General features: G+C 38.1%; 22 protein-coding genes. 9 read left to right on the top strand and 13 right to left on the bottom strand.

Annotated features, from left to right (window positions below; genetic code table 11):
• Positions 1 to 3 precede the first annotated feature (3 nt).
• The 13 genes from ACUNWA_RS05155 to ACUNWA_RS05095 form a co-directional block, all read right to left on the bottom strand.
• On the bottom strand, positions 4 to 495 hold the full coding sequence (locus tag ACUNWA_RS05155) for a hypothetical protein (protein WP_445590817.1): 492 nt from the start codon (positions 493 to 495) through the stop codon (positions 4 to 6).
• On the bottom strand, positions 495 to 1,154 hold the full coding sequence (locus ACUNWA_RS05150) for a class I SAM-dependent methyltransferase (protein WP_445590816.1): 660 nt from the start codon (positions 1,152 to 1,154) through the stop codon (positions 495 to 497). The genes ACUNWA_RS05155 and ACUNWA_RS05150 overlap by 1 nt, the downstream gene beginning before the upstream one ends.
• A gap of 36 nt (positions 1,155 to 1,190) precedes the next feature.
• Positions 1,191 to 1,451, bottom strand: coding sequence for a 2TM domain-containing protein (locus ACUNWA_RS05145; protein WP_445590815.1), 261 nt, complete (start codon positions 1,449 to 1,451; stop codon positions 1,191 to 1,193).
• Between the two features lie 91 nt (positions 1,452 to 1,542).
• The gene (locus ACUNWA_RS05140; protein WP_445590814.1) at positions 1,543 to 2,703 is read right to left on the bottom strand and encodes an acyltransferase family protein; all 1,161 of its coding nucleotides are present in this window, start codon (positions 2,701 to 2,703) and stop codon (positions 1,543 to 1,545) included.
• 29 nt (positions 2,704 to 2,732) lie between these two features.
• Positions 2,733 to 3,371 (bottom strand): 4Fe-4S binding protein, encoded by a 639-nt coding sequence (locus ACUNWA_RS05135; protein WP_445590813.1) that lies wholly within the window; start codon positions 3,369 to 3,371, stop codon positions 2,733 to 2,735.
• Positions 3,372 to 3,478: 107 nt separating this feature from the next.
• Entirely contained in the window at positions 3,479 to 3,673 is a 195-nt protein-coding gene (locus ACUNWA_RS05130) for a hypothetical protein (protein ID WP_445590812.1), read from the bottom strand.
• Between the two features lie 17 nt (positions 3,674 to 3,690).
• Entirely contained in the window at positions 3,691 to 4,548 is an 858-nt protein-coding gene (locus ACUNWA_RS05125) for an SDR family NAD(P)-dependent oxidoreductase (protein ID WP_445590811.1), read from the bottom strand.
• Between the two features lie 254 nt (positions 4,549 to 4,802).
• Entirely contained in the window at positions 4,803 to 5,513 is a 711-nt protein-coding gene (locus tag ACUNWA_RS05120) for a 4Fe-4S binding protein (RefSeq protein ID WP_445590810.1), read from the bottom strand.
• Between the two features lie 6 nt (positions 5,514 to 5,519).
• Complete coding sequence (locus ACUNWA_RS05115; protein WP_445590809.1) at positions 5,520 to 6,380, bottom strand: alpha/beta hydrolase; 861 nt, start codon at positions 6,378 to 6,380, stop codon at positions 5,520 to 5,522.
• 137 nt (positions 6,381 to 6,517) lie between these two features.
• Positions 6,518 to 7,372, bottom strand: coding sequence for an SDR family oxidoreductase (locus tag ACUNWA_RS05110; protein ID WP_445590808.1), 855 nt, complete (start codon positions 7,370 to 7,372; stop codon positions 6,518 to 6,520).
• 12 nt (positions 7,373 to 7,384) lie between these two features.
• Positions 7,385 to 8,095 carry an L-2-amino-thiazoline-4-carboxylic acid hydrolase gene (locus ACUNWA_RS05105; RefSeq protein ID WP_445590807.1) on the bottom strand — a complete coding sequence of 237 codons (711 nt, stop codon included), beginning with the start codon at positions 8,093 to 8,095 and terminating at the stop codon, positions 7,385 to 7,387.
• Positions 8,096 to 8,216: 121 nt separating this feature from the next.
• Positions 8,217 to 10,868 carry a LuxR C-terminal-related transcriptional regulator gene (locus tag ACUNWA_RS05100; protein ID WP_445590806.1) on the bottom strand — a complete coding sequence of 884 codons (2,652 nt, stop codon included), beginning with the start codon at positions 10,866 to 10,868 and terminating at the stop codon, positions 8,217 to 8,219.
• Positions 10,869 to 11,183: 315 nt separating this feature from the next.
• A complete protein-coding gene (locus tag ACUNWA_RS05095) occupies positions 11,184 to 11,996 on the bottom strand; it encodes an IS3 family transposase (RefSeq protein ID WP_445590805.1) in 813 nt (270 codons plus the stop codon).
• Between the two features lie 285 nt (positions 11,997 to 12,281).
• On the opposite strand from ACUNWA_RS05095, the gene ACUNWA_RS05090 reads away from it, so the two are divergent.
• The 9 genes from ACUNWA_RS05090 to ACUNWA_RS05050 all read left to right on the top strand — a co-directional run bounded on the left by ACUNWA_RS05090 (position 12,282) and on the right by ACUNWA_RS05050 (position 25,823).
• A complete protein-coding gene (locus tag ACUNWA_RS05090; protein ID WP_445590962.1) occupies positions 12,282 to 12,461 on the top strand; it encodes a T9SS type A sorting domain-containing protein in 180 nt (59 codons plus the stop codon).
• A gap of 487 nt (positions 12,462 to 12,948) precedes the next feature.
• Complete coding sequence (locus ACUNWA_RS05085) at positions 12,949 to 13,539, top strand: RNA polymerase sigma-70 factor (RefSeq protein WP_445590804.1); 591 nt, start codon at positions 12,949 to 12,951, stop codon at positions 13,537 to 13,539.
• 133 nt (positions 13,540 to 13,672) lie between these two features.
• A complete protein-coding gene (locus ACUNWA_RS05080; RefSeq protein WP_445590803.1) occupies positions 13,673 to 14,647 on the top strand; it encodes a FecR family protein in 975 nt (324 codons plus the stop codon).
• A gap of 228 nt (positions 14,648 to 14,875) precedes the next feature.
• A complete protein-coding gene (locus ACUNWA_RS05075; RefSeq protein ID WP_445590802.1) occupies positions 14,876 to 18,217 on the top strand; it encodes a SusC/RagA family TonB-linked outer membrane protein in 3,342 nt (1,113 codons plus the stop codon).
• A gap of 22 nt (positions 18,218 to 18,239) precedes the next feature.
• A complete protein-coding gene (locus ACUNWA_RS05070; RefSeq protein WP_445590801.1) occupies positions 18,240 to 19,700 on the top strand; it encodes a RagB/SusD family nutrient uptake outer membrane protein in 1,461 nt (486 codons plus the stop codon).
• 156 nt (positions 19,701 to 19,856) lie between these two features.
• Positions 19,857 to 21,278: a sulfatase family protein gene (locus tag ACUNWA_RS05065; RefSeq protein ID WP_445590800.1), complete on the top strand. Its 1,422-nt coding sequence runs from the start codon at positions 19,857 to 19,859 to the stop codon at positions 21,276 to 21,278.
• A gap of 45 nt (positions 21,279 to 21,323) precedes the next feature.
• Positions 21,324 to 22,529 (top strand): cellulase family glycosylhydrolase, encoded by a 1,206-nt coding sequence (locus ACUNWA_RS05060; RefSeq protein WP_445590799.1) that lies wholly within the window; start codon positions 21,324 to 21,326, stop codon positions 22,527 to 22,529.
• A gap of 204 nt (positions 22,530 to 22,733) precedes the next feature.
• Positions 22,734 to 24,377, top strand: a complete 1,644-nt coding sequence (locus ACUNWA_RS05055) for an arylsulfatase (RefSeq protein ID WP_445590798.1) — start codon at positions 22,734 to 22,736, stop codon at positions 24,375 to 24,377.
• Between the two features lie 45 nt (positions 24,378 to 24,422).
• Positions 24,423 to 25,823, top strand: a complete 1,401-nt coding sequence (locus ACUNWA_RS05050) for a sulfatase-like hydrolase/transferase (RefSeq protein ID WP_445590797.1) — start codon at positions 24,423 to 24,425, stop codon at positions 25,821 to 25,823.
• Positions 25,824 to 25,846 lie beyond the last annotated feature (23 nt).

Genomic DNA, 25,846 nt, shown 5'->3' with positions numbered 1-25,846 from the left:
TCGTTATTTGTTTCTAATTCTCTTTTTAATAAAATTATCCAAAGATTTGTTCTCATATTGAAAAGTTTTTATCGTTTCATTTATGACTCGTTTATTCATCATTTTATATACAAATGATTCCAAATAGTTTTCAAGGTGTTTTTGGGTTTTCCACTGATACATCCCTTGCCAATGGCCATTTTTTTTATTTACTGCGTACATTTTGGTTTGAAAGCCCGGAAAGCCGGTGATTAGCAACATGGGGATTATTGAAGCAAACCTGTTTGCATTGTGTGATAATCGGGCAAACTTGAACCGAACGATAAATGTGACAGCTTGTTCAATTTCTTTAACAGGATAATCAGTAATATGCCTAAAAATTTTGAATTCCTGACCATCCTCCATTTTTACTGTATCCTTAAGGTAATGTTTTGACAACCTTAATTTCCCGATCAATAATCTGCCAATTGAAATGAACAGGCATATGGGAGGGCTTTTTCTGAATTTAGTTTCCATTATCTTAATATTTGTTTTGACTTTTTAATTCCGGTCATATAAACAGCTTTTTCCTTATGCCCTAAAACCTTGCTTTTAGAAATTTTGAAACCATTATTAATCAATAAGTTTTCAATTCTTTCTTTTGGTGTTTTTTCTTTTACCGATTCTTTAGATGGTTTCCCAAATGCTTTTAGATATCGCATTGCAAGTGATATTCTGTTGAAGAATCTCATTTGATCCATGGCAAATGAGGTAATAATGATTTGCCCTCCGTTCTTTAGCACTCGGCAACTCTCCTTAATGACCTTTTCCGGGTCTTCAATGACGTGGATAAGATTTGCCATAAATACCGTGTCAAAACTTTCTTTTTCGAAATGTAAATCTAACGCATTTGCCTGCATGAAAGTAATATGATCAAGATCTCCCCTTTTTTGGTTAGCTGCCTTAATCATTTCTTCAGAAAAATCTGTTGCTGTAATTTCTTCTGAAATCTGTTGTAAGGTTTCGGTATATAATCCGGTCCCACATCCCAGTTCCAACACATTTCCCAGGTTTTGCTCTTTTGATAATTCGTCCATGGTTAAAGAAATTACTTCTTTACCGGCCACAAAACTTTGTTTTTCTTCAAAATCGGAGGAAAACTGACTCCAGTATGTTTCGCTGATCTTAGTTGCCATAATTGCTGATTTTACTAGTTTCTCATTTGTGTTTGATTAATGTTTCTCCATCTCTTTTTCAATTAACCGATCCATCCAGCTTTGTTTTGGGGGTAATTTAAACTCTCTTCTATGTAAAACTATTCCTACTCCCCATCCTAAAAGAGGCCATATAAACCATAAATATCCAGGAGTAAAGGTTAGGTTAATAATTGCGAGTAACGAATTTACCACGATGTATGCTATCATGTGAATTTTAAATTCAACTTTTTGTTTTGCTTTCTGGCGAGCCGTTCGCTCAGTCTTATGATTTTTCATCGTATTTAATTTTATGTTTATTTCTGAATCAAAGTAATGGTGGAGTGAGCATAAACAATCATCCCTGAAAATGATCTGGATTGATGATTGTTCATGATATCTTTTTTTTTAGTGGTGTTTTCATTCCAAAGACAAATCGCAATACATTGTTTCTTTTAATAGCCTGATACAGGAGAATGGTAGAAACTAATGAAGTAGAAAGGATAATCAGAAATTTAAATAAAATGCTCAAGTCGAAGGATACTATGTAAAAACCTATCAAAATGATTACTGTCTGATGCAATATATAGAACGGAAGAATGCCATTGTTAAGACTGCTTAAGTGTTTATGGTAGAAATTCAGTTTACGCTGACTTAATCCAAAGAAGAACAGCACCCAGGAATAGGAAGAAGTAATGCGAATGCCTGCATGAATTATAGAAGTCATCATCGTTTCTCCCTGATTTATCTCCAGTGAATGGGTAAAAATATACCATGAAGAGGCAGCACCTAATACAAGAAACAGGTAAGTATATTTTTTTACCAGGCTTCTGTAATTATCAAATACCATAAAAAAGTACCCCACCAGGAAGAACATGCTGTATTGGAAGAAATCAGCCCAACTAAGATAATCCCCATGCGTTGGCCTCAACCAGGCTTCCGTCAGAATTACTGGAAGAATAAAGACAAACAGGCCTATAAAATTTCGGGAGAAGAACGTTAACGACTTTCTAAGAAAATTGGGTTTAGCAATAGCTTTTACCAAAGGCAGGTAGGCTAGTGTCATCACAAAAAGAAATGCCAGGTACCAGATATGTAAGCCTAAATGTCCTGTCCATTCCAGGCTTATACCCGGATGGTGTTCCATTAGTCCCATAGGATATCCCTTAATGAACTCTAAAAAACGGCCGGTAAACCAATTATTGTAAAGAAATTCGTAATATTTCTGAGGCGGAACCAATAAAACGACCCCAAAAAGGTAAGGAACGATGAGTCTGGTAAACCGGTCTTTTATAAATGCTCCATTGCGGGATTTTAACGCGAAATACGTGCCTACACCGGAAATAAAGAAAATAAGATGCATGCGCCAGCCATGAGTGAATCCTACCAGAATATTTGCCAGCATACTATGCTCATCATTCTTTACATGCCATCCATAATCATCGAAAAATCTTGCTGAATGAAAAATAAACAGCAGACCAAAGGCCAATACTCTTAGCCAGTCGATATAATATAATCTTTCATGTTGATTTTTTAGTTTTGTGTTTTCCATTTTATTTAGTTTTATCAATGAAATAATTACTATTTATTTTTAAACGTCAGTTTAATACACTCCTTCTTGCAAACATCAGCGCAGTTTCCGCAGAGGATGCATTCGGAATTTTGCATTTTATTGGCTTTAAGCATATTTTCAACATCAAGCCCCATCAAACAATTTTTTGTACACAGTTTACAATTGGTACAGGCATTATCTGTTTTGACTAATTTCAGGGAAGGTGTTTTTAGGAGCTTTTGAATTTCTGTTCCCAAAATCATAAAGGGAGCAATCCAGCATATATGTCGGCAAAATGACCTCTTGCCAACAAAAAACTGTGCTAAGAGTAATATTAATAATACGGATATGTATGCGATGGCTGTGTAGATACTTCCAAGGGAGAAACCATAGCTTGTTCTGAACATAGGATCAATTTCCTGATATCCTCCCTGGCGTGCTGCAACAACAACAATGGAGATAATCCAGGGAACCCAAATAAACCACTTTATGATTCTTCCTTTTATCGCAAACTTCTTTTTTAGCGGGGATAATATTTCTTGTGCACCTCCTAAAGGGCATGCCCATGAACAAAATGCCCGGCCAAAAAACAATGATCCAACAAATAGCAGAATGAACATAAAGAAGCTTCCGCATATAATTCCTTTTGCACTGGCATCTACAATCACATAAGGTGAAAAATAAACAAATGTGGCCGGAAACAGGAAAAATGAAATGGCTGATATCCGTCTTCTAAGTATTTGTCGCTTCATGACTTCTAAAGTTATTGGATTGGCTAATAAGGATTTACTGAGATAAGTTTTAGGTTTAAATCGCGAATTTGATTCAATAATCCATGTAGTGCCGACTGGTCTGGTAATTCTACTGTCAATATTGTAGAGTCTTCATGGTAGTTGATTTCTATCTCACCGAACCATTCTGCCCATTCTTTATCAATACAGCCTTTTATTACAATTTGAAATCGTTCCATGTCAACTATATTTATCATTAATTATAAATGGCTTTATACAGCATATTATCTCTCATTGCCCTTGGAAAGCGGGACAGCATTTTCATTTTCTTTGCTCCTGGGCCTACCAGATACTGGGCTTTAGGTTTTGAATTGCCAATAGAATCTGCAATAACTTTTGCCACCTCAACGGCCTCAATTCCGGGAAGATTTTTTACTTCCCTGTCGAAGAATTCCATTTGCGTTGTATACAGTTTTGCAGTTTCAGGTTCTGCCTGGCCAATCATCTTTTTCCTGTCGTCAAGGATTTTATCGAGAACATTTGTGTTGATTTTTCCTACGACAATATTCGATACTTTTACCCCAAATGGCTTTAGTTCCAAGCGGAGTGAATCGGAAACAGCCTGAACAGCAAATTTGGAAGCGGCATATACACTTTTGTCGGGAATGGCAAGCAATCCATGTCCGGAACTTATGTTCGCAATTCTCCCCTTTGTATTTCTAATAAGGGGCAAGAAAGTTTTTGTTACTAGGATTAAACCACAGATATTAACATTCAATAACATTTTTATATCTGAGTAGGGAATCAATTCCAGTGGCCCATTAAGGGATACTCCTGCGTTATTAACTAAACTAAATGTATATCCTTCAGTTTCTGTTTTTATTTGCTGATATGCATTGTTCACAGTTTCTTCATCACATACATCCATCAATACAGGAGTAAGGTTTGATGTTGCAGCTTCAATAAGTTTTTGTTTATCATCTTCTTTGCGCACACTTGCATATACTTTATATCCTGCTTTGTCAAGATAAAGTGCAGTTGCATATCCGATTCCTGTTGAAGCGCCGGTTATTAAAACTGCTTGTTTGTTGTTTGTTTTATTTTCTGTTTTCATCGTGTTAATTTTTTAATGAATTATTTCTTATTCAAAATTACGGCCCACCCATCAACAAAAAATCATCCCTGAGGATGATTTAGAAGGATGATTTTATTTCACTTTGCGTACCTTATGCTTATTCCGTTTAACCGTTCGTTTGTATTGGTACTTTGGATAACCAATGACAGCAGACATAATCGCTTCGTTATTATCAGGAATTTGAAAAATCTGCTTTAACTTCTTATTTCTGTTAATGGGGGTTATCAAGCACTCTACCATGGTGGCTCCAAGTCCAATGGCATGTGCAGTAGCATAATATAAGTTGCGTAAATAATTTCGTTATTTGTATGAGCTTCTGCATCTTTAGCTGCATGTATAGTTATTATTGTTGATGCCCCTCTTGTTATTCCGTCCCCATTATCAAGGCTATAATTTCCAGCCTTAGCGATGGGGTAGATGTGATTTTTTACGGTTTGAAATTCTTCCTTACCTGTCAATAATCTGAGGAATGCCGAGGCAATCGGATTTTCAATATATTTTTTAATTCCATTTAAGAAGTCTGAAATTAAAGGCAAGGCTGATTCAATCGTTTCACGATTATTAATTACGCTAATCCCCATTTTTTCGGGTGCTGCTCCAAAAGGAGCATATGAAACAGAATCAATTATTTCGTCTATTAATTCATCACTAACTGGTTTATTTTTAAAAGTCCTTACCGATCTACGACTACGCAATATTTCAGCGAAGTTTTCGTAATTGTTTTTACGACGTGGTAGCTCACAGAAATCATCATCATAGGAAAGTCCTTTAACATGTATTGCTTTTGTAGGACAGATAGCCATACATTGTCCACATTGCAGACACAGATGTTCTCTTTCCTTTATAAAATGAATATTTCCATTTTGTCCGATAATTTTATATGGACAAACTTCTGTGCATATTCCACAGCTTTTACAAAGGGAATGATCAATTTTGTTTTTCATTCTATTTCATTTTTTTACTATTTGATTTTCCAATACTGTTTTAACATTTTCCATAATCCAAAAATGACCAACTTTAGGTGTCTTAATTAAATCACAGTTGGGTAATTGTTTAGCGGTATACTCTGCCATTTTACCCGTTAAGCAATCTTCCTCTGCCTGCCAGATTGTAATATTTGTTCTGATTTCATGTAAAGGGATATTCCAGTTTTTTGGTATGGTTACATCATACGCTGATCCAATTCCCTTTTGCAGATAGGATTCCGGAAATACAGTTGAGAATATTTTTCGGATTTCAGGTTTATCGGTTATTTTCTTGTCATTTCCCGATAACTCTAAATTACTAATCCTTTCTATCAGTTTCAGTGGGTTTTTTCTGGCCATATTGGACATGATTCTATTTTGCAATTTTATCAATCCGAAAAGGGGATTGGCAATTTTCCAAAGTAGCTTTAAAGGCTTGTTTACGCCAATTATGGAATCTTCATGATATGGCCCTATATTGCCAAATAATCCAACAGAAAGCAGTTTTTCGGGTATCTTCCAGGCACAAGCAAGTGCATATGGGCCACCACCGGAAGGAGCAAACAGATGAAACTTATCAATGCAGAGGTGATTTATTAATTCTAAAATATCATAAGGCCATTTTTCAAGTGCATTCTTTTTGTAGTCGGTTTTTCCAAAACCCGGCCGGTCGGGCGCGATTATCCGTATGTTATCCAGATATGGAAAATCCGGGTATTGACCCCAGCTAAATCTCACTCCGGGATTACCATGAAAAAGCAAAACCGGAATACCATCAGGTTTACCATATTCGGCAAAACACATGTTAGCACCATCAGATAGTGTTATGATGTTTTCTTCTTTCACTTTGTTGTATGTTTATAATTATTCTAAAATTGTATATGAGATTGAAGGAAATTAGAATCCATAGTTTGAGACCATAAAAAGTCCATTTGAATGTCTGAAATAGCCCTGTTAGAATTATCCTTAAAAACCTCATTGGTTCAATTATTTTTATGTTGATCGAAATAAGCTCTGAGTGTATGCGTGCCATATTTCGGAGCTACCATATCCATTGACAGTACTGTAAAGAAAAATTCCATTGGCCCATATGTTTTGGACGATGAAAAACTTCGTGCAAACCAAAGTGTCGTTTTACGCATCCACTCCGGCATATAACTTACTTTGACTTTTTTATTAAGAGTGCTGAAAGCCAGGTCAACTATTTCATTGTGTGTTAAGACTTCAGGACCACCAACTTCAATTGTCCTTTCTTTATCATTGATTGCATTAACACAAACTTCTGCAAGGTCTGCACCATGAATTGGGTTCATCCGATAATTTCCATCACCAAACAGTTCTGCTTTTCCTTTTTTTGCCATTTTCAGAAACTCGGTCATGTCGGAGAAAAAGCCATTTGGGCGGATAATGCAATAATCCAAACCACTTTTTTTAAGTTCTTGAACAAACCTTTCCTTGGCATAACACATCTTAAGATGGGTGAGCTTATCCGCATTAAAAGCTGAAACATAGATGAATTTCTTTACCCCTGCTTTCTTTGCTTCATTAAGGAGGTTGAGATTCCCCTGGTAATCCACATCCATGTAAGTGAGGCCATCTTTTTGTCTGGTAATACCAACCGTGCTGATGACTGCATCAACATCGTTCATGATTCCGTGTAAAGTGTCGGGCTTGGTAATTTCTGCAACAATGGTTTTCATTCCGATTAAATTGGGTGATACTTTGTTTTTATCTCTTACCAAAATTGTTGTGAGATAATTTTGATTCTGCAACTCGCTGGCCACAAATCTGCCCAGATAACCGGTTGCACCTGCCAATAATATTTTACTGATTTTCATGATATGTATTGTTTATTTGTTTTCAAATTCCTTATTGGGTGCTGTTCCTTTCCTGTAGAATTGGAAGTGACAGCAATCGCCACCTTTTGCCAATGTGCAAGGTCTTTGGAATTCACTATTTGTTGGACCGTTAATTAAATCATATGCAGCTAAATCGTGCTCACAACCAAGCACATTTAGTTCAGGGCACTCAATCGCTTCAAATAATTCAATGTTTATGCATGAAGTAACTTTGAACTCCAATAGATCTTTGGTTTCGTGAAATCCATCATTCTTCCATGTACCAGACTCATGAATTGCGGTAAACAAAGCCTTATTCATTTTCTTGTAATTGTCGAAAACATCTCCTTCACATTTTACCAAATCAGGTAATTGATAAATTGCTGGTAAAGAGGTGGGGGCTGTTTTTCTCATCATGGTAATTAGAAAATCTTGGGCGCTTTTTCTTCCTTGTTTATCAGCAATTGCTGAAAATAAAGCACCCATCATAATTAATTCCTTCTCGAAGACAGTGCTAACTGTTGTTCTTGCTTTTTTTACAGCATCAGGGTACTGCTTTTTAATTCGTTTGGCATGTTTACTTATGCCAAAAACTAAACTAATAATTCCAAATAATCCGAATTCTTTTCTCAATAAGCGAAATACAATTTTCATTTGTTGTTTTACCGCCTCTTTGGGCATATCCAGGCCCTTACCGTACATTTTTAATTCTTCTACTTTCATTTCAATTTATTTTTGATGTTAAAATTTCTTTAGCAAAGTACGGGAGGAGTGGACAAAAAAAAATCATCCCTGAGGATGATTTAGAAGGATGAATTTTATGATGTAATGGGACTTTTTGTTTTTAGCGCAACAGCCCTTTTTCTTTTGCTATTAAAACAGCTTCATTCCGGTTTTTGGCTTCCAGCTTCAGCAAGATATTTCTCACATGTGTTTTAACCGTTGTTATTGATATGAAAAGCGCCTCCGCAATTTCCTGGTTTGTCAGGTTTTCTGCAATGAGTTTCAATGTGTCCAGCTCACGGGAGCTCAATGAATCGTTTGAAGTAAAGGCAGGCACCTTTTTTTCTTTTTCAAACACGCGCAATAGTCTGTTTATATAATCAATATCTACTTTTTTGAACTGAGGGTTTGCTTTGGTGCTTACTATTTGTTTGATTCTTTTCAGTAAGGTTTCTATTTCAGCACCTTCAATTATATACATTCGAATTAAGCCTGCACCTTGAGTTTGGAGGACTGCATTCAGCAGATAATCGATAGCTTTATCTTGTTCCTGAAGTAGTGAATAAGCCTTTGTTTGAAGGAGCTCTACCTCGGTAAGAGACCCGAAGGCTTTCTCAGTTTGTAGCTCTTCTGCAACATCCTCTAGCAGGTCTATAGCTTCAAGGATTTTTCCTAGTTCAATCTGATACCGTGCCCTGCTAATAGTATATATAATGCGTTCGAAAGCATGGTTTTTATCTGCTTTAATATCCTTTTCAAAAAACGGTTTAAGCTTATCGTGCTGGTTGGTTAAAAGGTACAATTTGCTTCTTAATGAATCCGACAGGTCACTCAGGTATTTCGCAACCTGCTTGTAGGGAATGGCATCCAGTTCTTCGAGAAGGCTGATCGCCCTGTTGTATTCTCCTGCCAGGTAATAAGCTTCAGCGAGCAGGTAGGTACAACTTGTAAGAAAAAGCTGGTTCGTTGATTTTTTTGATAATTCGTAGCCACGAACACTTTTTTGAAGCCCTTCTTCAATTTGATTGATATGTACCAGAAAATTTCCAACCTTACAGTGCAAAATTGAAGATAGGAGATCAATACTAAAACTACTATTTGCGTCACCCGCGTTCAATTTATCCAGCAGGTCCTTGCTTTCCTTATAAGCCCCTGAAAAGTCTCCCAATGACCATAACACGAAAGAAGATCTGATCCGGTTTACCATTTCAAAATAGATAAGTTGGGACGCTGCTGCTCTCGCTGCTGCCTGATCAAACGATTGATAACTCTTTGTTAACTCAAATCGATGGCGATGAGCTTCGCCCAGAGACAGAAGTGCAAGTATATTCCAATAGTCGGCATCTTCTTTAATATGCTCGAGTTCTAATTCAGAATATGTAAATGTAGATTCAATATCGCCTGTTAATACCTTCAGATTGTTAATACAAACAAAGACCATCGCTAATTCGGCCTTGTCGGTGGTGTGGTTTTTTAGCCTATATATTAAGCTTTCTGCCTGCTCCATGTAACCCGACTGAAATAAAATCCAAAAGTAATTTAAACAAAGATTTACATTTTCAACTAACTCCTCGTGTGTAAACATACCTCCAAACTGGAGTATGGTTTGATATTGTGAAGTTTTCCAAAGGTGATCAATAACATTGGCAAAATGATTTAATGCCTTATGTTTATTTCCGGCAGCAAGTGAATGCTCCAGGGCAAAAACGAGTTGATCATTATTTTCAAACCATTGACTGGCATTGGCATGAAGTTCAGGGATTCTATCCTTTAATTGTACTTTTAGCCGATGCTGAAGCAAACTGGCAAACAGATGGTGGTAGCGAAACCAGTTCCTTTCATTGTCTAAAGGAATAATGAACATGTTGTTTCTTTCAAAGTGTTCAATTATTTCTTGCCCATTATTCACGTTAAGCATATAATTGCTAAGAGATGCATTAAACTGGTTTAATATAGAGGTACACAAAAGAAACTCTCTTAATTCCGGGGCTTGTTGTTGAAGAACCTCTTCAATCAAATAATCCACTATATACCGGTTATCACCTTTGAGTTGTTTAACAAATTCCGTAATATCTTCTTTCCCTTGCATAGATAAAGCAGTAAGTTGAAGTCCTGCAATCCATCCTTCTGTTTTTGATTCCAGATTTTTGGCATCTTCAATAGTCAAATTAATATTTAAATTCTTCTTAAAGAAATCATAGATGTTATTAGTATTAAAACATAAATCGGATAAGCGGATGTCTGTTATCAATTGTTGACTTCTTAACCGAGCTAAAGGAATTGGAGGATCTGAACGAGTAATTAGCACTATGTGAATATTGTTGGGCAGCTTATTTAGCAGGAACGAAATTAGCTGGTTGATCTGCTGGTTTTCTATCAAATGATAATCGTCGAATATAATATAGAAATGCTCCTGTATCTCGTACAGATCGTTGATAATATGTGTGGCAATGGTTTCGAAAGATGGGTTGCTATTCGATTCCATTAATTTTAAAGCGTCTTCTCCAATGTTGTTATATGCAGACTTAATGCCTTCAATGGTATATCGTAAGAAATTAGTTATATCGTTATCAGATTTGTCAAGTGAGTACCATGCATATGGCAAATCACAATTGTCTATCCATTGTCCTATTAATGTGCTTTTACCGTATCCTGCAGGAGCTGAAACTAAGGTTAATTTTTTTTCTTTGCCATTTTCCAGTATATCAATCAATTCCTTTCTAAAGATCAATTTAGAAGTTGGATTTGGTTTATTTAGTTTTGTTTTTAACATTAATGCAAAATAGTGAAAAATCTTCAAAAATCAGATTCTGCCATTTCGAAGATTAGCTAATGTTTTCGAAAAGCGTTGGCAAAGAAAACAAGTGTTTGGAAGCGAAGGGACGGTTGTGGGACGGGCTGGAGCACTCTTGCCTTTGTGCATCGGCATTTTTTTTTATCTCTTTTTAATCGATTGTTAATAGTCTGCTGTGTCGTTTTTTCGGCATACGTACAACGGTTGGTGTATGAAGCGTTGGGCATTTCGAAGTACTTTCCTGTATAGTACCCTCGAATGTTTAGACCAGAAATCCTTGTTTTTAAGTTGAACTTAAGCGGCATTACGATAGATTAATGCGGGCTTGTTTCTTTCGATTCCTTGATGATCCCGATTGTGGTATCGATCAATCCATTTCTTAATCCCTTGGTAAAGTTCCAGACCGTTATTTACTGGATTAAGATAAATGTACTGGTATGTTAATGTTCTCCAAAACCTTTCGATGTAAATGTTGTCCAGAGCTCTTTCTTTGCCGTCCATACTGATTTGGATCTGTTCCCCTTTGAGGTACTCAATGTACTCCTTGCAGGTGAACTGGCGTCCCTGATCGCTATTTAGTATCTCCGGTTTGCCATGGGTAACCACAGCTTCTTTTAAAACCCTTAGTGAAGCATCTGCATCAAGTGAGTTGCTCAGGCCCCAGCCCACAATGTAACGGCTGTATACGTCAATTATGGCCGTCAAATACATGAACCCGTGTTGCATGGGAATGTAGGTAATATCAATTTCCCAAACCTGATTGGTCCTGTTGATCTCCAAATTGCGCAATAGGTAGGGGGAAACATACTTCTTCTCTCCCAAAACGGTCAGGTGCTTTCTGGGATAGATCGCATGAATGTTGGCCTTTCGCATCAAGCGTCTCACCCGTTCGTAGGAGGAATGGATATCATGATCCCTCAGCATGGATTGCATCGTTAAAACATCAGCAGTGGGCTCTTCCAATATGTGTTGCTCCATCAATTGCATTATCTTTAGATTCTCCGGGGTTTCCCCTTTGGGAGTATAGTAGTAGGAAGCTCTTGAAATGCCCAAATACTCACACTGTGTGCGAATACTCAGGCTCGAATCTCGATTGACCAGCAACATAAGATCTAAAGTCTTCCCAATTTCTTTAAGTTTTTTTTAGGAAATCATTCTCCATTTCCAATTTTCCAATCTTGGAATACAACTTGTCCGAATCGATTTCTTCATTGTTTTTTTGTTCTCCAGACTTGTCGAAGATGCTGGTGGATTTCTCTTTCTTTTAGAGCTTCAATGGCAACCTTGGCTTTGAAGGAGGAACTAAATTTGCGTCGTGATCTTTTCATTTTTTCCATGAGTTTAATTTATATATAATTTTCAATTAAGCTCCTGGTCCAATTTCCTTAGGGGATTATACTAAAAGAAAACGGTCAGTTTCAATTGTTCGATATTAATGGCAGTGCTGTTACAGCCTTACAAACCATTCAATCGGGCACAATTAATTTACACCACCTCACAAACGGGATGTATCTTGTGAAAGTTATTGCTGATAACAGAGCGTATTCCGATTGTTTATTTTTACAAAATTAGCAGTTGAAAAGACGAAAATGGTATAGTTATTAATACTGATGTTTTGTCTTACGCTTACGTGAAACACCTTTGTACAGGTACAAATAACAGTTTACGTCATCAAATATCCAGAAATTTACTTGGCTTATTTACCGAACACCTGGGGCGGAATGTCTACGGGGGAGCATGGGCACAGCTTGTCGAGGATCAGGAACATGTTGCAGCCGGCTTCTGTCGAATAAAATATACAATCCCGCCATTAACATAAGGGCGGAATACTTTGGATGCAGAATAAAAACTATCATAATCGAACATTCTCACAATTTTTTGCATTATATTATATAAAACTATTTCCCCGGAGGCATAAAGGCTGGAATACGAGACCAATAGCAGATTTTTTGTAGTCAATTTTATTAGGAAGATTGGCTGAGCTTGAAAAGAAAAAATTTTGAAATGCAATTAATTTTCTAGCTTTACCAAAGTTAATCTAACTATTGGGCCTTTGGGAATGAGTTTTATTGACTCAAATATTTCGATTAATCTCGTATTGTTCAAACGGGGTGATGAACAAGTTTTCAAGCTTGTTTATGATAACAATTACGAAAGAATTGTTGGTTTCTGTATGCAGTTTATTCCCGATCGGGAAGAGGCAAAAAATATAGCTCAGCAAGCTTTTGTAAAACTATGGACCAATAGGGAAGAGGTTAATTCGATTAATGGAATCAGAGCTTTTTTATACACGGCCGCAAAAACAGATTGTTTGAATTATTTGCGTCACGAAAAATACAAGCTAAACTACCAAAAAAGCACACTTGAGAATCGCGAGAAACTCTTGGATCAGGAAATTCTGGAATCTTTTAAATTCGACAGGCTCGAATATATGGAACTGGAAGAAATGATTCAAAATGCGCTTGATAAACTACCCGAAAAATGCCGGCAGGTTTTTGTAAAAAGTCGTTTCGAATACAAAAAAAACCGTGAGATTGCCGATGAATTGGGAATTGCTCTCAAATCCGTTGAGTCGAACATTACCCGTGCCTTAAAAATCCTTCGGAAAGAATTAAAAGATATCCTTCCTGTGATTCTGTGGATGTTCTAATCTTTTCCTGTAAATAAGTTTTTACCCCCTCATTCAACCTAAATTTTATTTCAAAGAGATTTTTTTTGATTTTTTTCGCTTTCAATAAAGGGTAGCGGAGTGTTCGTGTGTACAATAGTTAACAAAGACAAATATGGACTACACTATTATACAAAAATACCTGCAAGGAAAAGCAAGTAACGAAGAGAAGGAACAACTGTTTAACTGGTTGGATGAGAGTACTTCCAATAAGGATGAATATGTCGAGATAAAAAAAATATGGGCTTTAACTTCTCGTGAAGAGAACGTTGAAGGCAAAACCTGGAGTGATATAAAACCATCGGAATCAAAGCCGGCTAAAACCAAAAAATTACAATACTGGTTGTCACGAGCTGCTATTTTTCTACTTCTGATTAGTTGTGGCGCTATAGCCGGTCGTATCGTATCAAAAATAGTTGAACCCCCGGTTTATTCGCAAATGTACTCCGTTATTTCTCCGGCAGGGCAAATGACCAATATTGAGTTACCCGATGGTACATTGGTAATGCTCAACTCCGGAACAAAAATTAAGTACTCAGGCGATTTTACGAATGGGAAACGACAGGTTTATCTTGAAGGCGAAGCATTTTTTGATATAGCAAAAGATAAGGAACATCCTTTTATTGTTAACTCAGATTATTTAGGTGTGAAAGTTTATGGAACCACATTTAACGTTCAGGCGTATCCTGAAGATGGAAAGTTTGCAGTTACACTTATCGAAGGAAGTGTTGGGATTCTTAATAATACAGGAGAAGAGGTATCAAAACTGGTGCCGGGCGAAAAAGCATACTTCTCTAAGAATGAAACAATTGATATCCGACTAGTGGACACTGAAATGTATACATCATGGAAGGAAGGGCTTGTAACATTTAGAAATGAAAAACTGGAAGATATAGCCAAACAAATTGAACGTTGGTATAATGTTGAAATTATTATTCAAAAAGAAGGTTTGGGCGATGAACGGTATTTTGGAACTATCCTGAAAAATAAACCAATTGATCAAATACTCGAGGTTTTGAAACTTACAACCTCTCTTCAATATGAAATTGTGCCACGGGCAAACAAACCAACTTTAATATACTGGAAATAAAATTACATCTAACTAAACAAAAAATTATGAAACAAAATAATACTTCTTAAACCTAAACAGGCCGAAAATACTGGAAATATTTTCAGCCTGTAAACTTTGCCGGTATATCACTACCTGCAAAGTCCATGATAAATAAAACTTAGTATTTACCAATAACATGTCAAATTTATGAAAAAAAATGTGAATTGCCCTGATTTTTACGGGCAACTAAAAAAAGTTCTAATAACTATGAAACTAACGACTTTACTAATTCTTGTCTTGAGCTTTCATGCGTTTGCCGGCAGCTACGCGCAATCGACAAAAATTAGTCTTTCCATGAAAAATGCAACGGTAAAAGAAGTCATCGAGCACATTGAAGATGAAACTGAATTTTACTTTATGCTGAAGTACGACGATTACCTTTTGGATAAAAAGGTTGACTTAAACTACAAACAGGCGAATATCTCCGAAGTTATGGATGAACTCTTTGATAAAGAGAAGTACGAGTTCAAAATAATCGATAGATATATTGCTATAAGTCCTATTGGTGAGGATGTGGTTGCTCTGCAGCAAGATGGGATAAGTGGTACGGTAACCGATGAGAACGGAGAACCACTGCCTGGAGTTACAGTGCTTATTAAAGGAACTACGAAAGGAACTGTTACTACTATTGACGGGAGCTACAATATATCGAATGTTACTAAAGAGAATGTGCTGGTGTTTTCATTTGTTGGAATGATTTCTCAGGAGATTAAAGTTGGGGAGCAAAGCAATATTAACATTTTAATGCTTGCTGATGCCATTGGTGTTGAAGAGGTAGTTGCCATTGGTTATGGTGTGGTTAAAAAGAGCGACTTAACAGGTTCTGTATCTTCCTTAAATGAAGATGATATGAACACAGGTGCTGTTTCTTCGGTTGATGAACTTATCCAGGGACGAACTCCAGGTGTTCAGGTAACACAAGCCAGTGCCGAACCCGGTGGCGGAATGTCGATTCAAATTCGTGGGGCCGGTTCAATTAATGCAAGTTCAAGCCCTTTGTATGTGGTTGACGGATTACCGATTGATAACGGACAGGTACTTTCAGGTACAGGAGCTGATATTCCAAGTTCTCGTGCACCCAGAAACCCTTTAAGTTCTATCAATCCTTCGGATATTGAGTCTATCGAGATATTGAAAGATGCATCAGCTACAGCAATTTATGGAGCTCGTGGTGCAAATGGTGTAATTATAGTTACTACAAAAAGTGGTAAAGACGGTACTTTTGATGTAAATTATAGTGGCTATGCAGGTGTTCAAACTCCTGCAAATCTAGTAGACTTGCTAAGTGCCGAAGAATACATGCAGGTTATGAATGATATTTTAGCTGACGGAGGTGGCAACCCGGAAGAAGCAGTTACCGGAATTCAAAACGGTGGAACCAATTGGCAAAAAGAGATTACACGAAATGCCATGGTACAAAGTCATAATTTATCCTTTTCTGGGGGAAATAAAAATACCAAGTTCTATTCATCGCTAAATTATTTTGACCAGGAAGGCATTGTTACCAATTCGGCATTTAAACGTTATGATGCACGGTTAAATCTTCAGCATAAAGTAAATAAATTTACCTTGGGTGCAAACTTTACAACATCATACACGCAAGATGATTATGTCGTATTTGGTTATGCCGGTAATGAAGAAGCAGGTGCACTGTATGCAGCATTAAATTTTGACCCGACAATTAGTGTTTACAACGAAAACGGAACTTATCAAATTTCGCCATATATTACAACTGATAACCCGCTGGCGTTAGCAAATGGTAAAGCCGGGTTCGGTAACAGTTACCGTACCCTGGGAAGCTTCTTCGGACAATACGAAATATTGCCGGGCTGGACTGCAAAATTAAATGGTGGTTTTGATGTTCAGAACAGTCGGCGCGATGTATATGTTGATCGCACTACGAAAAACGGAGCAGGAGCAGGGGGAATTGGATCCATCATTCAGGGTATTAAAACCAACTACCTTTTTGAAGGAACAACCACTTATATAAAAGATTTTGACCAGGATAATAGTATGACGTTTATGGGTGGAGTTACCTATCAGTCGTTTAACACTGATCGAACAACAATGACTGCCCGGAATTTTCCGAATGACATTACCAAAACCTGGGCAATGCAAGCTGCCGACCCTACCTTATATGGCGAAAGCAGCAATAAAGCTACCTATAAATTACTATCATACATTGCCAGAGTCAATTACAACCTTAAAAATAAGTACTTATTTACAGCCACCTTTAGGGCTGATGGTTCATCACGTTTTGGCGAAAGTAACAAATTCAGTTATTTCCCTTCAGTAGCAGGTGCCTGGAAAATGCACGACGAGGATTTTATCAAAGATCTCGATGTTTTCAGTCTGCTGAAATTCCGCACAAGCTGGGGGATTACAGGTAACCAGGGAATTGGTAACTACCAGTCGCTTACAACTTTTGCAACCGGACCAGAGGCAGTTTTAAATGGTCAGCAAACTACTACAATCGATCCATCACGAATTGGAAACCCGGAATTGAAATGGGAAACGACCAAACAGTTAAACTTTGGGTTTGATATGGGATTTTTGGATAACCGGATTTATGCTACGATAGATTATTACACCAAAGAAACTACCGATATGTTGCTGGCTTTGCCGATACCATCCTCAACAGGTTTTACAAGTATTTTGCAGAATATTGGAAGTATCCGTAACCGGGGATTCGAATTCATGATCGAAACACGAAACTTTGTTGGAGATTTCAAGTGGAATACAAATTTTAACTTCTCTACCATTAAAAATGAAGTGTTGGATTTAGGCCCTATTCCTGAGATTATACACGCAGGAGCCGGATGGACAAATGGTATTGCGTTAATCAGAGAAGGAGAACCGTTAAATTCTTTCTATGGTTATGAAGTAGAAGGTGTTTGGCAGCTTGACGACGATTTTAGTATTACTACAGACCCTGTAGAACCTGGTGATACAAAATTCAAAGACCAGCTAACTGTTGATACTGATGGCGACGGTGTGCCAGATGCAACGGATGGAAAAATTAACGATGATGATCGGGTTATAATTGGAAATTCATTCCCGACATTTATGTGGGGATTATCCAATAATCTTTCATACAAAGGTTTTGCGTTAAACTTCTTTTTTGAGGGAGTTCATGGAATTGAAATGCTAAATAATAATTTAGTAGATAGTTATTTCCCAATTAACTTCCGACGAAATAAATTAGCAGAACCCTATTTGAACAGATGGACTGCCGATAATCCAACCAATGAATATCCTTCATTTGTAAATCCAAACGGACAGGGAAATAAAGCCGTCAATACTACTACGGTTGAAGATGCGTCATACATTCGCTTAAAAACCGTTAAGTTGAGTTACGACTTTAAACTGAACAATAAAGTACTGAAATCCGCAAACGTATATGTTACCGGACAGAACCTGTTTACAATTTCAGATTATTCCGGATTCGACCCATCGACCAACTCCAATGGGAATCCGAGTTTGAAAATTGATTTTAACTCATATCCGGTTGCCAGAACCTACATGATTGGTTGTGAAATAGGATTCTAAACGCTAAAAAAAAGATTTAATTATGAAAAAGAATATATTATATACACTAGCTTTACTTCTCGGGCTGTTTTTTATAAATAGTTGTGAAAATGTACTGGAAGAAGATGTTTATTCCGAATTAGATCCGGATGGATTATTTAATGATATTATAGGTGCCGAAGCTGTACTTCATGCTGCCTATGCCGAAAGTCAACTGAATGGTTGGGGTGGAAAAGGTTTGTTAAACCTTGAGGAGTGGTGTACAGACATTGAATGGGAAACCGGTGGTGGTGAAAATCGTACTGCCGTTCAAATGATAAATTTTACATGGGATGCATCAACCGGTTGGATAACTGATTTAATGTGGAGAGGTCCTTTCAGAGGGGTAAGAGATGCCAATACAATACTCGATAATATCGAAGAATCAACATTATCCGATTCAGAGAAGAAGTTAATCAGAGCTGAAGCGCGTTTTATACGGGCAACCGAATATTATTACATGTACACCTTTTTTGGTCCCGTGCCATTAAGAAAAAGTGCCATGGATGAGTTGGAACTTCCGAGAGCTACCGAACAGGAAATGTTAACGTTTCTGGAAACTGAATTTTCTGAAATTATTACTGACCTGCCAGATCCCGGAGATGAAAAAGTTTACGGCCGTGCACATAAAGGTGCTGCAACTGCATTCTTGTGTAAGTTTTATCTGGCCTCAAAGCAGTGGCAAAAATGTGCCGATGCTGCCAAGAGCTTAATGGATATGAACTATTACGAACTTTATCCTGATTTCAGAGAGATGTTCAAGGTTGAAAATGAAAGAAACAACGAATATATCTGGGTGCATCAGGCAGTAGTTGAAGGACCTGGAAATTTTTACATTAATGGTGCTTATCCAATTAATTTTTCCATTGAACCCAAAAGTGGTTTTACCTGGACTTCCAATATGAGAAACTGGGCCGCTCAATATAGAATTTACGATTCTTTTTACAATTCATTCGAAGAAGGTGATCAACGAAAAGAACTAATAATTTCGGAATTCATAAATAAGAAAGGAGAAACAGTTTCACTTCTAAATGCAAATAATACACGTTCTTTCAAATATTGGCCCGATGCAAATGCACAAACCAACGACAATGGAAACGATATTCCACAAATTAGGTACGCGGACATACTGTTGGCAAGAGCCGAATCTCTAAATGAATTAAATGGTCCTAACCAGGAATCGATTGATTTGATAAATATGGTGAGAGATCGTGCAAATCTGGGAGATATATTTGTTGCTGATTTTGCTTCAAAAGAAGAACTCAGAGATCATATTCTGAATGAACGAGGTTGGGAGTTTTATAGCGAAAGAAAAAGACGTCAGGATTTAATTCGTCACGGAAAGTTTATCAGTTCGGCGCACGAAAGAGGAATTACAAATGCAAAGGATTATCATGTACGTATGCCGATTCCTCAAATTGAGATTGATGCAAATCCTTTGTGTGAACAAAATCCCGGTTATTAATAGATAGTTTGGTTAGATTTTGGGGCTGCTGCTTTCTGGGTAGCCCCTTTTGTTTCAAAAAACAAAAACCAGGGTTCTATGAAAAATAGAGTGAAACAAAGTAATTGGTATGATTTCTTGAAAGCATCATATTACATAAAATAACAAACAACTGGAATGCAAAAATTGATTTTTTGTCTCACCTTTGCGGCTTTGTGTTTTCATTCAGAACTTAGGGCACAAAACACAACATCCAATCCCTCCAACATCCTAATCATAATGGCAGATGATTGCACCCACAGCGATTTGCCGTTGTATGGTGGAGTAAATGTTAAAACACCACAAATCGATCAACTGGCTTCGCAGGGAATGACCTTCAATAATGCCTATGTAACCATGTCGATGTGTGTGCCTTGCAGGGCAGAACTGTACACAGGGCTACAACCTGTTAACAGCGGTGTGTGCTGGAATCATACCATTGCACGAACCGGAACAACAAGCTTTGTTCAGCACCTGGGGGAATTGGGCTATCGGATTGGTATTGCAGGTAAAGTACATGCCGAACCAAGAGAAGTTTTTCCTTTCGAAATGGTTGATGGTGTTGAACGCAATTGTGTTTCGGAGACTGCAAAATATGATCCTGCCGGGTTAAAAGAATTTATGGGCAGAAACAAAGAGCAGCCTTTCTGTCTAATTACTGCACTTGTTGTTCCACATATTCCATGGACGGTTGGCGATCCATCGCATTTTAATCCCAAAGAGTTAAAACTTCCGCCATACCTGGCTGATAACAAAGAAACACGCACCGAATTCGCCAAATACCTGGCCGAAGTTGAGGTGCTGGACCAACAAGTAGGAGAAACTTTAGCACTGCTTGAAGAGTTGGATATTGCCGAGAATACTATCGTAATATTTACATCGGAGCAAGGTGCGCAGTTGCCATTTTGTAAATGGACCAACTGGAACAATGGCGTGCACACCGGATTTGTGCTGCGCTGGCCCGGGAAAGTAGAAAGTGGTGTCCGCAGCGATGCGCTTATTCAGTACAACGATGTATTGCCAACTTTACTTGATGCGCTTGGAAGTAATACGAAAGCCGAATTTGACGGAAGCAGCTTTTTGCCCGTTCTACTCGGAGAAAAAGATACGCACCGCGAATATGCCTACTTCATGCATAACAATGTGCCCGAAGGTCCGGCATATCCAATTCGTTCGGTTACTGATGGTAAGTATCACTATATTCGGAATCTTAGCCCGGAAAATCTTTACATCGAGCGGCACCTGATGGCGCGTATGCCGCTAAATAAATACTGGCCATCGTGGGTTTTCGATGCCTCGGATGATCCTGAAATTTTGGATTTGGTAACCCGTTACCAGAAACGTCCGGCAGAAGAGCTTTATAATATGGTTGACGATCCAAACGAAATGCAGAACCTGAGCAATCAGAAAGATGTAAGTGGAATTCAGAAAAAACTTTCGAAGGAACTTGACAAATGGCTGAAAGAGCAGGGCGATCCGGGGGCTGAAATTGATTCGTATGAAGAATTGAATAAAGCTAAAAAAGGAAAACATTTCAGAATTAAATCTTCTTCATTCTAAATTAAATATAAAAGAATTAGCATAATAAGAATAACAATAATACTCATGAAAAGAAATTTTACAACAGTAGTGTTTATGTTGATTTTTGTGCAACTATTCGCACAAAACAAAATAAACGATTCGCTTCCTGTGCCCGGACAATGGTCTGTTGAGCGTATCAACCAATGGTACGAAAATCAACCCTGGCTGGTGGGATGTAATTATTATCCTGCAACTGCCATCAATCAAATTGACATGTGGCAGGCTTCAACCTGGAATCCTGAAAGAATCGACCTTGAACTTTCATGGGCTGCCGATATGGGCATGAACACCCTCCGTGTTTTCCTGCACGATTTGGTTTGGGCTGATGATGCAAAGGGACTGTACAAACGAATGGACCAGTTTCTTGATATTTGCCAAAAATACAATATCCGGCCCTGGTTTGTATTTTTCGACGATTGTCACTTCCCAAATCCTAAACTGGGGGAACAACCTTTACCAGTAAAAGGCTATCATAATTCAGGCTGGGTAAACAGTCCGGCACGAGAGCTGGCAGAAAGATATGCCAGGGGAGAGGCTACACCGAAGGAAATCGGAAGTTTAAAAGGTTACGTACAAAAAACCATAAAACGTTTTAAAAACGACGAGCGTGTATTGATGTGGGAACTCTATAACGAACCCGGCAGAGGTACAGGTGAAGAAGGAGACATGGGGGCAGCCAAAGTAAATAGCAAGATTGGAGATCAATCAAAACAATTGGTTTACGATTCCTGGGTTTGGGCCAGGGAAGTAAATCCTTCTCAACCCATTACATCAACATCTGCCGGAAGTGTGGGAGAAACAAATATCAGGATTAACCGCATTAATTCTGATTTACACTCCATTCATACCTATTCCGGCCCGAAAGGAATAAGAAAACAGGTCAGTGAATTTAAAAAGAATGGCCGTCCTGTAATTGTTACAGAATGGTTAGCCCGCGACCAGGGAAGTACCGTTGATGACTGCCTTACTGTTTTTAAAGAACTTCAGGTCGGCGCTGTTAACTGGGGCTTTGTTTCCGGTAAGTCAGGAACTATTTGGAATTGGAAAAGCCGGACAGATGAACACGGAAACAGGAGTGTAAAACACGAACGTGATAATGGTAATGTTGTACAACCCGGAGAAGCTTTCCCGGAACCTAAAATCTGGTTCCATGATTTGTTCCGCTTTGATGGTACTCCATACAGCGAAGACGAAATAAAAATATTCAAAAGGTTAACTGGGAAAAAATAAACCGGTCACTATTAAACACCAAAAAGATGAAGATAAAATTGCTCTTTATTGTGTTGACCATCAGTTTAAACTCCTGGTCACAAAACTTAACGAATGTGGCGACGAAGGATTGCAAACAGAAATGGAAGCATTTGAACACATGTCTAAAAAATTGAAGAAATAAGGAACAGTCTTAATCATTACCATTATTTTAAAATGAGAAAAATGAAACGTACAAATATTTTACTTCTTATCGCTGCATTTATAATAGTAAGTTGCTCAAGCAACCAGCAAGCAGCAAGCAGCAAGCAGCAACCGATAAAGCCAAATATTATTCTTATCCTTTCCGATGATATGGGTTATTCCGACCTGGGGTGTTTTGGTGGTGAGGTGGAAACGCCTAATTTAGATGCACTGGCAGCAAATGGTTTACGTTTTACACAATTCTATAACGGAGCGCGGTGCTGCCCAACCCGGGCCAGTTTGATGACAGGCTGTTATCCGCATCAAACCGGAATTGGGCACATGACCAATATGCCAACCGATTTTACCCACCACGACCTGGGAATTCCCGAATATCGGGGATTTCTAAATAAAAATAGTGTAACTATTGCCGAAGTTTTAAAAGAAGCGGGTTATTCAACCCTGATGACTGGGAAATGGCATCTCGGAATTTCCGATAAATCAAAATGGCCCTTGCAACGGGGATTCGATAAATTTTACGGATTGACAGCCGGGGCAAGTAATTTTTTTAAACCGATTTATCCGCGTGGTATTATATCTATGAACGATACCATCTCTGTTACCGATGAGGATTTTTATACTACTGATGCATTCACCGATAATGCAATCAATTTTGTTAATGAATCACAACAGGAAAACAAAGACAAACCATTTTTTCTTTACCTGGCTTACACAGCGCCACACTGGCCTTTACATGCCCCACAGGAGGTAGTTGAAAAATACAAGGGAAAATACATGGAAGGCTGGTCTGAACTCAGGCAAACACGTTATACCCGAATGAAGGAAATGGGACTTATCGACGAAAATTGGGACTTGTCTCCTGACGCATGGCGCGATTGGAATTCATTGAGCGATGAAAAGAAAAAGGAAATGGATACACGTCGTGCCATTTATTCAGCTATGATTGACCAAATGGACCAAAACATTGGTAAGCTGGTTTCTTATTTAAAAGAAAAGCAAATTTTTGATAACACACTTATTATTTTCTTAAATGATAACGGTGCTTGTGCCGAAGGAGGGGAACTGGGCGGAGGACCAGCCGAACAGCTCGAAACAAAAGAAGGTTACATGCTTTCATACGGAGGTGCCTGGGCAAATGCCTCGAACACTCCTTATCGTGAGTACAAGCATTGGGTGCACGAAGGTGGTATAGGTACACCGTTTATTGTTCACTGGCCCAATGTTATCCCAAAAGAAAATCAAGGTAAACTGATTTCACAATACGGTTTCCTGCCTGATATTATGGCAACTTTTGTCGATGCAGCAAATGCAACATATCCAACAGAATATCAGGGAAATAAAATAGTTCCAACTTCAGGGAAAAGCATGGTGCCGGTTTTTAAAGGTGAAAACAAAGCCATTCATACTGAACCTATTTTCTGGGAACATGAGGGGAACAAAGCTGTACGTCATGGAAAATATAAACTGGTTTCGAAATGGAATAAACAACAAGAAACCGGGTGGGAACTATACGATATGGAAACAGACCGTTCGGAGATGCACGACTTAGCAACCCAACTTCCGGAAAAGGTAAACGAGATGGCTGAAATGTATGATAAATGGGCAACAGCAAATCACGTGCTTCCATGGAAGCAGATACAAAGTCTTTACAGGCAGAAAAGATAAGAATAACTAAGGAAATAAATAAAGGCTGACTACAATTTGAAGCAGATGAGATATTTAGGTTTGGTTTTTGTTTCGGTGGCATTATTTGCTTGTTCTACAGGGCAATCTTCAAAAAGCGATAAACAAGATAAACGGCCCAATATCATTATTCTTTTGGCCGATGATTTAGGTTATGCCGATGTTGGTTTTCATGGCAGTGATATAAAGACGCCAAATATCGACCGGCTGGCAATTGAAGGTGTTCAACTGGAGCAGTTTTATGCCTGTCCCATGTGTACACCAACTCGCGCCGGAATTATGACCGGGCGTTATCCAATTCGGTTTGGCCTGATGCGTTCTGTAATTCCACCTCAAAGAAAATATGGAATGCCTCCCGAAGAATTTACAGTTGCCGAAATGTTGGCAGAGTCTGGTTACAAATACCGGGGGATAATTGGGAAATGGCATTTGGGCCACCGGCAAAAAAAGTGGCTTCCTACAAATCAGGGATTTACTTTTTATGAAGGTTGTTTAAATGGAGCTGTCGATTATTTTAATCAGGTTAGAGATGGAGAACGCGATTGGCATGTGAACGAATCTCCTTCAAAAAAAGAAGGTTATGTGACTGATATGATTGGCGATGCATCTATCGAATTAATTAATTCTGTTCCCGAAAATGAACCTTTCTTTTTGTATGTGCCGTTTACTGCTCCACATTCACCATTCCAGGCAAAATCCGAAGATATTGCCAAATACCCTCACCGCAAAGGAAACAGGCAGGTTTATGCTGCCATGGTTGATTGTATGGACCAAAATATTGGGAAAATACTTGAGACCATTGAAAAGCGTGGACAGCTGGAAAATACATTCATTTTATTTTTTAGCGATAATGGAGGGAAAAAAGATGTTGCAGATAATGGTGAAAAAAAAGGGGCAAAACTTACTGTTTACCAGGGAGGTATTGATGTTGCTGCAGCGGCTCACTGGCCTGCCGGAAATATTTCCGGAGGGAAAATCATTACTGAAAAAATGGGCTATATCGATGTATTTCCAACCTTAATGGAAATAGGAAATTATTCAGGAGAAATCAAAAATGAAATTGATGGAATAAATATACTGAAAGGCATGCAAGGCGAAAAACTGGAAGAAAGGATCTGGTTTACTTACCTTGACCAGAATGGAGATAAAATCGAACGATTTGCTCTAAACACTGAACAGTGGAAACTGGTTTGGAAAAGAAATGCTCCCGATAATAACAAACAAATTAGTGGTATTGAATTATTTAAAATCAGCGACGATCCGGGAGAGTTGGATAATGTTGCTGAAATGAATGAAAATATTGCTCAAGAACTACAAAAGGAAATTGGGAAACTGTATAGCTTTAAGTTGAAACAGCAGAATCCAAGGTATTATGAGAAGGAATTTCTATCCGGTCCGGTAATTCCCAGCTGGCAAGCGATGCAATAAATCTGAAAATATGAATTTAACTT

Source organism: Sunxiuqinia sp. sy24 (assembly GCF_052677165.1).
The sequence above is the reverse complement of the archived record's forward strand: the minus strand, read 5'-3'. Positions and strand labels throughout refer to the sequence as shown.

Bases quoted from the DNA above. Each gene is read 5' to 3' on its own strand.
- ACUNWA_RS05155 (WP_445590817.1), bottom strand. From the start codon at position 495: ATGGAAACTAAATTCAGAAAAAGCCCTCCCATATGCCTGTTCATTTCA.
- ACUNWA_RS05150 (WP_445590816.1), bottom strand. From the start codon at position 1,154: ATGGCAACTAAGATCAGCGAAACATACTGGAGTCAGTTTTCCTCCGAT.
- ACUNWA_RS05145 (WP_445590815.1), bottom strand. From the start codon at position 1,451: ATGAAAAATCATAAGACTGAGCGAACGGCTCGCCAGAAAGCAAAACAA.
- ACUNWA_RS05140 (WP_445590814.1), bottom strand. From the start codon at position 2,703: ATGGAAAACACAAAACTAAAAAATCAACATGAAAGATTATATTATATC.
- ACUNWA_RS05130 (WP_445590812.1), bottom strand. From the start codon at position 3,673: ATGGAACGATTTCAAATTGTAATAAAAGGCTGTATTGATAAAGAATGG.
- ACUNWA_RS05125 (WP_445590811.1), bottom strand. From the start codon at position 4,548: ATGAAAACAGAAAATAAAACAAACAACAAACAAGCAGTTTTAATAACC.
- ACUNWA_RS05120 (WP_445590810.1), bottom strand. From the start codon at position 5,513: ATGAAAAACAAAATTGATCATTCCCTTTGTAAAAGCTGTGGAATATGC.
- ACUNWA_RS05110 (WP_445590808.1), bottom strand. From the start codon at position 7,372: ATGAAAATCAGTAAAATATTATTGGCAGGTGCAACCGGTTATCTGGGC.
- ACUNWA_RS05105 (WP_445590807.1), bottom strand. From the start codon at position 8,095: ATGAAAGTAGAAGAATTAAAAATGTACGGTAAGGGCCTGGATATGCCC.
- ACUNWA_RS05100 (WP_445590806.1), bottom strand. From the start codon at position 10,868: ATGTTAAAAACAAAACTAAATAAACCAAATCCAACTTCTAAATTGATC.
- ACUNWA_RS05095 (WP_445590805.1), bottom strand. From the start codon at position 11,996: ATGTTGCTGGTCAATCGAGATTCGAGCCTGAGTATTCGCACACAGTGT.
- ACUNWA_RS05085 (WP_445590804.1), top strand. From the start codon at position 12,949: ATGAGTTTTATTGACTCAAATATTTCGATTAATCTCGTATTGTTCAAA.
- ACUNWA_RS05080 (WP_445590803.1), top strand. From the start codon at position 13,673: ATGGACTACACTATTATACAAAAATACCTGCAAGGAAAAGCAAGTAAC.
- ACUNWA_RS05075 (WP_445590802.1), top strand. From the start codon at position 14,876: ATGAAACTAACGACTTTACTAATTCTTGTCTTGAGCTTTCATGCGTTT.
- ACUNWA_RS05070 (WP_445590801.1), top strand. From the start codon at position 18,240: ATGAAAAAGAATATATTATATACACTAGCTTTACTTCTCGGGCTGTTT.
- ACUNWA_RS05065 (WP_445590800.1), top strand. From the start codon at position 19,857: ATGCAAAAATTGATTTTTTGTCTCACCTTTGCGGCTTTGTGTTTTCAT.
- ACUNWA_RS05060 (WP_445590799.1), top strand. From the start codon at position 21,324: ATGAAAAGAAATTTTACAACAGTAGTGTTTATGTTGATTTTTGTGCAA.
- ACUNWA_RS05055 (WP_445590798.1), top strand. From the start codon at position 22,734: ATGAAACGTACAAATATTTTACTTCTTATCGCTGCATTTATAATAGTA.
- ACUNWA_RS05050 (WP_445590797.1), top strand. From the start codon at position 24,423: ATGAGATATTTAGGTTTGGTTTTTGTTTCGGTGGCATTATTTGCTTGT.